8 protein-coding genes are annotated in these 9,487 nt (G+C 37.8%); 3 read left to right on the plus strand and 5 right to left on the minus strand.

Going from position 1 to position 9,487, the window contains the following annotated elements:
• Nucleotides 1-1,669: DNA topoisomerase (locus ACIQ0D_RS09430; protein WP_395804992.1), on the plus strand; the 1,669-nt coding region annotated here is incomplete at its 5' end.
• 58 nt (nucleotides 1,670-1,727) lie between these two features.
• Here the strand turns inward: ACIQ0D_RS09430 and ACIQ0D_RS09435 are convergent.
• Together ACIQ0D_RS09435 and ACIQ0D_RS09440 are read right to left on the minus strand one after the other, a co-directional pair.
• Nucleotides 1,728-4,079 carry a DUF4838 domain-containing protein gene (locus tag ACIQ0D_RS09435; RefSeq protein WP_395804994.1) on the minus strand — a complete coding sequence of 784 codons (2,352 nt, stop codon included), beginning with the start codon at nucleotides 4,077-4,079 and terminating at the stop codon, nucleotides 1,728-1,730.
• A gap of 131 nt (nucleotides 4,080-4,210) precedes the next feature.
• Nucleotides 4,211-4,774, minus strand: coding sequence for a hypothetical protein (locus ACIQ0D_RS09440; RefSeq protein WP_395804996.1), 564 nt, complete (start codon nucleotides 4,772-4,774; stop codon nucleotides 4,211-4,213).
• Nucleotides 4,775-5,314: 540 nt separating this feature from the next.
• On the opposite strand from ACIQ0D_RS09440, the gene ACIQ0D_RS09445 reads away from it, so the two are divergent.
• Nucleotides 5,315-5,965, plus strand: a complete 651-nt coding sequence (locus ACIQ0D_RS09445; RefSeq protein ID WP_395804998.1) for a dienelactone hydrolase family protein — start codon at nucleotides 5,315-5,317, stop codon at nucleotides 5,963-5,965.
• Nucleotides 5,966-5,984: 19 nt separating this feature from the next.
• Nucleotides 5,985-6,617, plus strand: a complete 633-nt coding sequence (locus ACIQ0D_RS09450) for a phosphoribosyltransferase (protein WP_395805000.1) — start codon at nucleotides 5,985-5,987, stop codon at nucleotides 6,615-6,617.
• A 45-nt stretch (nucleotides 6,618-6,662) separates the two neighbouring features.
• Here ACIQ0D_RS09450 and ACIQ0D_RS09455 read toward each other — a convergent pair whose 3' ends face one another.
• The 3 genes from ACIQ0D_RS09455 to ACIQ0D_RS09465 all read right to left on the minus strand — a co-directional run.
• On the minus strand, nucleotides 6,663-7,580 hold the full coding sequence (locus ACIQ0D_RS09455) for a hydroxypyruvate isomerase family protein (RefSeq protein ID WP_395805002.1): 918 nt from the start codon (nucleotides 7,578-7,580) through the stop codon (nucleotides 6,663-6,665).
• Nucleotides 7,581-7,608: 28 nt separating this feature from the next.
• Nucleotides 7,609-8,934 (minus strand): Gfo/Idh/MocA family oxidoreductase, encoded by a 1,326-nt coding sequence (locus ACIQ0D_RS09460; RefSeq protein WP_395805004.1) that lies wholly within the window; start codon nucleotides 8,932-8,934, stop codon nucleotides 7,609-7,611.
• A 17-nt stretch (nucleotides 8,935-8,951) separates the two neighbouring features.
• Nucleotides 8,952-9,487, minus strand: a 536-nt coding sequence (locus ACIQ0D_RS09465; protein WP_395805006.1) for a formylglycine-generating enzyme family protein, incomplete at its 5' end; no start/stop codon positions are given.

Genomic DNA, 9,487 nt, shown 5'->3' on the forward strand with positions numbered 1-9,487 from the left:
TCTGCATAATTTACCCATGTTGCCTGCTAAGTTTAAATTATCTATCCGCAAGGTTAAAACTAAGGACGGATTAGTGGAAGACCCAGGTGTACGAAAGCAATTGGATATTATTCAGGCTTTATTTGATGAGGCTACCGAAATTATTGTTGCTACGGATGCTGGAAGGGAAGGAGAGCTTATTTTCCGCTATATTTATTATTACTTGAAGTGCAAAAAGCCTTTCAAGCGTTTGTGGATTTCATCCCAGACTGATGAGGCCATTAAGGAGGGTTTCCGGAATTTGAAGCCTGGGACTGATTATGATACCCTATTCAATTCGGCGCATTGTAGATCACAATCGGATTGGCTCGTGGGAATGAACGCCACACAGGCCCTCAGTATTTCATCGGGTACACGCTCTGTTTTATCCTTGGGAAGGGTGCAGACACCTACTTTAGCCATGATTTGCTCTCGTTATTTGGAAAATAAAAATTTTGTTCCGCAGCTATTTTATCAAGTAAGTATCCAGGTAGATAAAGAGGGACAAGTTTTTCGTGCAGTATCCAGCGAAAGCCTTAAAACCAAGGAGGAAGCTCAAATTTTACTCGATCAAGTGAAAGATGTAGCAGCTGGTTTCCCTTTGGGTGCTCATATTTTATCGGTGGAGGCTAAGCCTCGTAAAGAACCACCTCCATTATTGCATGATTTGAGTAGTTTGCAGCAGGAAGCCAATAAAAAACATGGTTTTACCGCCGATCAGACCTTAAACATACTCCAAAATTTGTATGAAAGTAAGCTCGTAACTTATCCCCGTACGGGAAGTAGGTACATTGGTGATGATGTTTTTGCCGGAATTCCTGCCTTACTTGATAAATTCAAGGATCATGCGGTCTTTGGTAAACAGGCGAGTTATTTGATGGGTGTTAAATTGAACAAGCGCAGTGTGAATGTTAAAAAAGTGACCGATCACCATGCTGTTTTACCAACTGGGGAGTCGCCATATAATCTTAGTGATGATAAGCAGGCTATTTTCGATCTTGTTTTGGGGCGTATGCTGGAGGCCTTTCATCAGGAATGTATCAAGGAAATAACCAAAATTACGGTGGAGTCGGGAGCGAAATATGTCGCTAGCGGGACTGTCATAAGTTCTGCTGGTTGGCGTGCGGTTTTTAATGATCCCGATGAGGAGAAAAAGGATGAGGAGAATGCTAGTCTTCCCAAAGTGAAAGAAGGGGAGGATTTACCAATTATTGATAAGGCCATTTTAGAAAAACAAACCAAGCCGAAGCCACTTTATAATGAAGCTAGCTTGTTGAAAGCACTTGAGACGGCTGGAAAGGAGATTGACGATGAAGAGCTTCGTTATGCCATGAAGGATAGTGGTTTAGGTACTCCTGCCACTCGTGCAGCCATCATTGAAACATTGTTAAAGCGTGATTATATTTCCCGTGAGAAGAAAAATTTACTCCCAACCCCCACAGGATTAGCCGTTTATGAGGTGGTTAAGGATCATAAAATTGCGCAAGCAGAGCTAACAGGTAATTGGGAAAAACGCTTAGAGGAAATCCGATCAGGAGCTTCGGTGAGTGATTTTCAGGAAGAAATTAAGACTTATACACGAAGTATTACCCAAGAATTACTCAAAGCAGGTGCAGCTATGAAGCTCAAACCTGTAGTGACTGCCAAGTAAAATATGTCAGAAAACAAAAACCGATTGCTTTTAAACAATCGGTTTTTTGTTTTTTAAATTATTTCACTACAATTTGATCGCAGTAAATCGAGATTTTTTGTCCCGCACGGATATGCCAAGAAGGTGTTTTTAGCAGACTCTCAGCATGTACTTTAATGTAACGCGCTTTTGTGCCAACCTTCATGATCGCCTGAAAAGGCATAATTGAAATTTTGATGATTTCTGGATTTTCAAGCGGATTTGGATTATGCGGATTAATAATTGTTTGAACATCTGTATAATTCACACCATCAGTCGAAATGGAATAGCTCACTTCCTTTGGTAATGCAAATAAGTGCCAATCCGGTTGTGCTTGAGGGTTTAGGAAATCCATATTTACGGATTTTATGGGCATAACCGCACCCAAGTCGAGCACAAAATCCATATGCTCATCGGTATAATAAACCCAGTTTTTATCGGTTTCTTGCCATGATTCGTATGAGCCAAAAATACCATCTGTGAGGCTTTCAACACTTTTAGATTTTGGGTTAGGATTGGTAATTGCATTGATTTTTTTACGGAATGATTTTACGGTAGGCATCGCTTCCATATTATGGAAAATGCGTAGGTAGGATGCCCTAAAATGCTCTGGCGTGCCCGCTCTTTCTCTGATAAGCTTTACCTGACTAATTTTACATCCATCAGCAAATCGATTAACTAGGGCCTTCATTTCGGGTTTAGGAAGAACATAGCCAGTGCTTGCCTTTTTAAACAGGGCTCTTGTAGTGTCAATTTCGGTCCGTCCAATTTGAATTTCTGCATATTGGATTGGGAGTCGAGCAGTTTTAACACGTTGCAATAATTTAGGGTTTGTTGCGACTGCTTTTTCTGCTTGATCAAACAATTGTTTGTACTGAAGCATCATTTCTTCCGATAAATAAGCGCTTTTTGCATGAATTGGATTACCAAAAATGCTAAGTACCATACCACTTTTAATCAGAGATTCCTGCATTTTATCGATGTATTGTGCTATGAATGGGGCAGCAGCGCCAAAATATCCATTTACAAATTCATTGATAATGGCTTTATCATCTGCTTCCGGGTTCCACATTAATTTACTGATTAAATAGGAGCGTAAAAGGGCCATTTCACCTGCAATTTCATTATTTGCCTGCATGAATAGTCCTCGGACCTGATTTTCCGTATAAAACTTGATATTCGGTTTTATGGTGAACAGATTTGGGAATGGTGAGATATAATTGGTAAACTGAACATTATAATCCCAAATTAAAATATCTTTTGATAATGCCCCCCAGTCGCGTAAATCATTAGAAAATGCAGGATCAGTCACAAATACAGGTGCCTGTCTTGAACTCTCAATATTGCAGAGCATGATATTTACATTCGACTCAATTTCAATGTTTTTAGGTGCTTTACGCGTGTACCAATAGGCGAGTGTAGAGATGATTTTATTGGGAAATTCTTTTGCTACTTGGTTTACAAAATAAATAATGGATCCGCTTGGTACATTTCCATATTTTTCATTTAGTCCTTTACAGCCTTCGCATTGGCAGTATCTATCGTTATCATCCTGACTTACAGACCAATACGTTGCACTAGGTTTTTCTTCAATTTTAATTTTAAGGCTTTCAACAAGTACTTTTAAAACTTCCGGATTCGACAAACAAAGTTGAGTTCCAGGATGGCGTTTCCCATCTATGAAAGAATAATATTCAGGATTGCTTTTAGCATATTTTTGTTGTGGAACAAGCGTATTGAAGGTATGAACAAAGAGTCCCCAATCAGCCCTAGACGAAAGTTTATGCCAATCTGAATACTCTTGATCAGCCATATCGCTATAAGATGTGGTGCGATATTTTATGAGTGGTTCGTAGGTGCTTTCAACCTTTGGGAGTTCTACTGCTTTCGATTTCGGATTAGCTGCATCATCAGTAGCGTATTTACGGAAACCAAGCTCCTCAAGTAAGTTAGAAACGCCAAAGATTAGTCCTTTTTTTGCACCTCCAACAATAATTAAATTATTTTCTACGCTTTTCTGAATAAATCCAGCTTCAGGAAGCTGATTGAAATTAATATCATTAGTCTTCGCAAATTCAGTCTCGCCAAGGTAAATACCATATTTAACAATTGTTTTGCCTTCTTCAACAATTGGGATGCTTTTAACAGCAAATTTTGATAAATATTTTTGAAGCTGTTGTGCCGCTTGTTTCTCTGTTGAGTTTATCAGGGCAGGAACAATAATTTGATAATCGATGATGTTTCCGGTGGCCAAACCCGTGCTTAATAAGCTGTCTCTAAGCCTAGAACTTACAATTCCAGGTATAAAAGTCAATCCTGCAGCTACAATCCCAGTGTTTTTTAAGAACTTGAGTCGAGAGATATTTCTTTTTCTATCCGTGCTATTTTCCATTATTAATATTATCTTAAAAAATTAATTCAAGATAATATTTTTTGTTTGTTTAGACCTTTTTAAAATAGAAAAAATCAAAAAAATGACTTTAAAATCTGCCGATTTCTTTGGCTTTATTTAGAAATTCTGTGTTATAATTTTTCTATACTTGTGATTTTAGCCTCAAATTGAGGATTGTCGAGCACATTTTTAGAAAATTTATAATGGCTGTAGCTATCGATATCAATAAAATCTCCTTTTTGTATAAAATTCCCGTTAATTTTGAGGTATTCATCAACTTCTAGCGACTTTATAGCCTCAATTATTGCCTTATCGGATGCTGGAATAATAGTTTTTAAAATAATAGATTGATTTATTGCTCTGGATCTTGTGTCGTATGGGTCAAAAGCAATTCCTAATTTCAATTGAACAGAACCAGTATAAAGGTAATCTTCAGTCTTGTTTATTACTTTTACCTGCCACGTTTGTATCGATAAGTTAAGGCTATCCTTGATATAAGATTTTACTGCGGGAATACTAGTCTCAAGTAGCTTATTTCTTTGTATTTTATTATCTGTTGTTTTGTTAATACTATCTCTCCATTCTTGAACATACGAAATAAATTTAACTTGCTTTTCTGTTCTATTGTCTTCAAATGAAGGTTTATTGCAAGAAAAGAAAATAAGAGCTATAATAGCAGTGATTGTTGTTTTCATGAATAATAATACTAATAATTCTTTTTTTAAAAATATTGTTTTTACTTTTTTTTTGCAAATATATCATACATAATACATTTTATTTTGACATGGCCTTTTTCTTTCTTAAAATTTTCATCAAAAACTATTTTTTGATTGATCAGATCGGTAATTTTTAAGATCCTTCGTCTAGGAATAACTCTTCATTTAAATCTATTTAAAAGAAATTGTTTACGGCTCATACTCTAAGTCGCTCGTTTCTTCAATATTCTCAAGGTCGTCATAATGCATCTTTTGAATTTACTTTTTTCTATTTATTAATCATTTGAGTTTTCATTATCAGTAAATTAAAGATTTTAATAGTATTTCCATATTGACCATAATCATTATATAAAATGATGTTAATCAATAATTTAACTCATGATAGTAATTAGTTTTGAATTCTATAGGGTTTAAATTGCTTAGCAAGCACCTTTATTTTTTGTTTGAAATATGCAAAGTTTGTCGCTCTCCCAAAATGCTTTGCAAGAGAAAAAATTGTTTAATTATAGATTGTTTTTTATGGAAATGCATTATAGTAATGAGCTGAGTATTCCGGTTGGTGAAATCCGATTAAAAGGTAATTTAAGTATACCTAAACATTGTTTAGGGATTATTGTCTTTTCTCATGGAAGTGGTAGCAGTAGGTTGAGTAAGCGAAATCAATATGTGGCAGAATATCTACAGAAAAAAGGCTTTGGGACTTTGCTTTTTGATTTACTTACTCCCGAAGAGGATTTATACTATTTAAATCGTTTTGAAATTGATATGCTTCATGAGCGATTGGTTGCTGCGACTAAATGGTTGCAAAAACATCCATCTGCGCGAGATTTGGGTATTGCTTATTTTGGAGCAAGTACTGGCGCTGCCTCGGCTTTGATGGCGGCAGCTAAATTGCCTGAAGTATTTGCAGTGGTGAGTAGGGGTGGAAGACCTGATTTGGCAATGGATGCGATAGCAGACATCAAGTTACCCTGTTTATTTATTGTAGGTAGTTTGGATAGTGAGGTGCTTAGCTTAAACCAGAAGGCTTTTGATAAACTTAGTTGTGAAAAACATCTTGAGGTAGTGGAAGGTGCCAGTCATTTGTTTGAGGAGGAAGGGAAATTGCAACAAGTAGCTGAATTGGCTTCTAGTTGGTTTAAAAACCATATTCCTGCACTAGTAGTTTGATCTTATAAAATATTGCATCATGTTTAAGGATAGGATTGAGGCGGGAAATTTACTGGCTACACAGCTTAGCAAATATAAATCAGACCAAGGTTTGGTATTTGCTATACCAAAGGGTGGAGTGCCGCTAGCCTATGTTGTGGCCAAGGAGCTGGGTTTTCCGATGGAAATTGTTTTCACAAAAAAGATCGGTCATCCTAACAATAAAGAATATGCTATTGGTGCAGCAAGTCTGAATGATTATTTCGTAATTCCTCATTACGATGTTTCGGAAGAATATATTCAAGAGGAATTAAAGGTGGTAAGAGAAAAGTTACGGAATATGCAGGATAAATTCTTGGATGATCATAAGCCTGAAATTCTTGATGGGAAGACAGTGATCATTGTAGATGATGGCATGGCCACAGGAAATACAGTTCTAAGCACTATTAACTTAATAAAAAAGAAAAATCCTGCTAAAATTATTGTTGCTATACCAGTGGCTTCACAAAGTGCAGTGCAAATGGTAACCAAAGAAGCTGATGAGGTGATTGTACTGAAAACGCCACCAGATTTTAGTGGTGTAGGCGTTTATTATGAAAATTTTAATGATGTGAGTGAGCAAGAAGTGCTACTCTATTTGGAAAAATTGAGGGAGCTTAAAATGCTACATTAAATTAGATCAGGAGCAAAGTAAAATTGCTCCTGATCTTATTAGATCTTATTTAAAACCATCAACTTCTCTATAGGCTTTAATGAGTGCAAGCTCGCCCTCTTTCCCCGGAAGGGAATTGCCGTGCTCCATGCCCAAAACGCCTTTGTATCCTTTGCTATCGATATATTTAAATACATTTCGATAATTGATTTCGCCGGTTGTAGGTTCTCTTCTTCCAGGATTATCACCAATTTGAATATAGGCTATTTCATCCCAGCATTTTTCCATGGTTGGGATAAGATTACCCTCGTTTTTCTGCATGTGATAAATATCATAGAGAATTTTGCATGATGGGCTGTTTACTCCTTTGCAAATTAGATGAGTTTGATCTGTATTGCGCAGGAATAGGTTTGGCGTGTCGCTCAGCGGCTCGAGTACCATAATTAATCCATGAGGCTCCAAAATTTCTGCACCTCGTCTGAGGGCTTCAATTACATTGCCTGTTTGAATTCCAATAGGAAGATTTCTTTCAAAATCACCTGGGACTACCGTAACCCATTTAGCATTCACGCGTTTTGCCACATCAACAGCTTGGCGGCATCCTTTTAGGAAAATATCGATGTATTCTTGCCTGCCTGCTGCCAAGGTATTTGCTCCGTTCCCGCCTTTATCCACTACAAAAACGCCCATGGTCATTCCTAATTTAGCTAGGGTATTTCCAATTTCTTCTTGCATAGCTATCGGGCGACCCATCATGCCATTGTCTTCGATACTTCTAAAGCCCTGATCGTGCATAAATTTGATCTGGTCGATAAAATTATTTCCAGCATGGGCTGCAAACATTCCAGCATGTGGGGCATAATCTAAATTGAAGGTCTTCTCAGCTTTTTCAGGCCCTTTGTTGTTAGAGGCCTGTGCCGAAAATCCCGCAGCAAGTGAAAGTCCTAAAAGTCCGGAGCTTTTAATGAATTCGCTTCTATTCATGGTTCCTGTTTTTATGCTTTACAGCAGATTAAATAACTTTTGTTACTCCTGGGATGGCATAAGGATAATTTCCTGATGCATCTGGTAGTACTTTTGGCAATGCATCCCATGCTAAACGCTCGGGCATGAGGTCGATTTGTGAATTTAGTGCATCATCCCATTTAATTACATCGCCTGAATACGTTGCATAGCGCCCCATAATTGCTGTCATAGTACTTTTGGCTGCATTTTCGGCATCGGCAAACTTATATTCATTGGCAGAAATTGCTGCAAAAAGCTCATCATGCTCTGTTTGATAAGGGTTTGCATCATTTTTGCCATAGTAATCAACTAGTACATTGCCTTTGTGATCCCAAATTTTACCTCTGTTGTTAGAATCAAAATAAACTTTTCCTTTAGTACCCTGGAAGGTCTCATCAACTCTATTTTTACCACCGGTGAAGTGGCGACACTGACTTGAAATTACCGAACCATCGTCATAAACGAATTCAACCGAGTGATTATCGTAGATTTCACCATAGTCTTTTCCAGTGCGTAAAAAGCGGCCACCAGCACCGTAGGCCGATACCGGGTATTTGTTTTTTGCCCAGTTTGCCACATCAATATTATGAACATGCTGCTCTACAATATGATCACCACAAAGCCAATTAAAATAATACCAATTTCTCATTTGGTATTCCATTTCAGTTTCATTTGGCTTCCGTGGGTTTACCCAAACACCTCCAGAATTCCAATATACTTGACCCGCAATTACATCTCCAATTTCACCTTGGTGTACGCGATCCATTAGTTCTCTATAATTTTTTTGATAGTGACGTTGAAGTCCCACAACAACATTCAATTTCTTGCGCTTAGCTTCCTCGGCAGTGGCAAGCACGCTACGTATGCCTGGGGAGTCTGTAGCCACTGGTTTTTCCATGAATATTTGCTTATTCTGTTTCACAGCTTCCGCAAAATGTGCAGGTCTGAATCCGGGAGGGGTAGCTAATAAAACTACATCAGCGAGAGCAATTGCTTGTTTATAGCCATCAAAACCAACAAACTTTTTATCATTTGGAACATTTACTTTTTCAGCACCATACTTGCCCACTAATGCTTTGTAGCAAGTGTCGATTTTATCAGAAAAAGCATCGGCCATAGCCACCAATTGAATATTATATTTGGTACTCAATGCTTGAAATGCAGCACCAGTTCCGCGACCACCACAGCCAATTAAGGCAATTTTAATGGTATCTGATCCGCTTGCATAAGCTCCAGCAAGTGGAATTCCGCTTAACAATGCTCCTCCAGTGAGAATAGCTGAGGTTTTTAAAAAATCTCTTCTGTCTTTAGTAACTGAAAATTCGTTTTTCATTTTTATACAATTTGTGTTTAATAATCTGCTATAGGTGCTTGGTTATAGTATGCTTCAATTTCTTCTTTTGATGGTGTTTTTAATGGTCTTATTATTCGGATACCCACAAATGTACCGCCAGTTAACCACCAATTGCTTTTTGGTATTTGTGGGTCAATTTGTTTCCATGCTGCTTCCGATCCTCTGCGACTTGCAGAACGTAAATCATTTGGAGAATCTTCATAAGATCCACCTCTAACAGAATGAGGGTAAAGGGTTTCAACAGGAACGACAGGATCTATTGCTGTGCCATTAGTAAATTTGCTATAGGCATCTACTTTGTATTGATCTATAGTCCATTCTGCAACATTTCCATGCATATCATGAATTCCCCAAGCATTTGGCTTTTTACTGCCTACAGCTTGTGTTTTGGCATCGCTATTTTTTGCGTACCAAGCATAATCATCAATATTTGATCCTTCTGGGAAGGAGTAGGGGCCTTTTGTTTGCGCGCGACAAGCATATTCCCATTCGGCTTCTGTGGGTAGTCTGTAGAATAGTCCCGTTCTGGTAT

The sequence above is a fragment of the Daejeonella sp. genome (genome assembly GCF_044342615.1).
Lineage (GTDB): Bacteria > Bacteroidota > Bacteroidia > Sphingobacteriales > Sphingobacteriaceae > Daejeonella.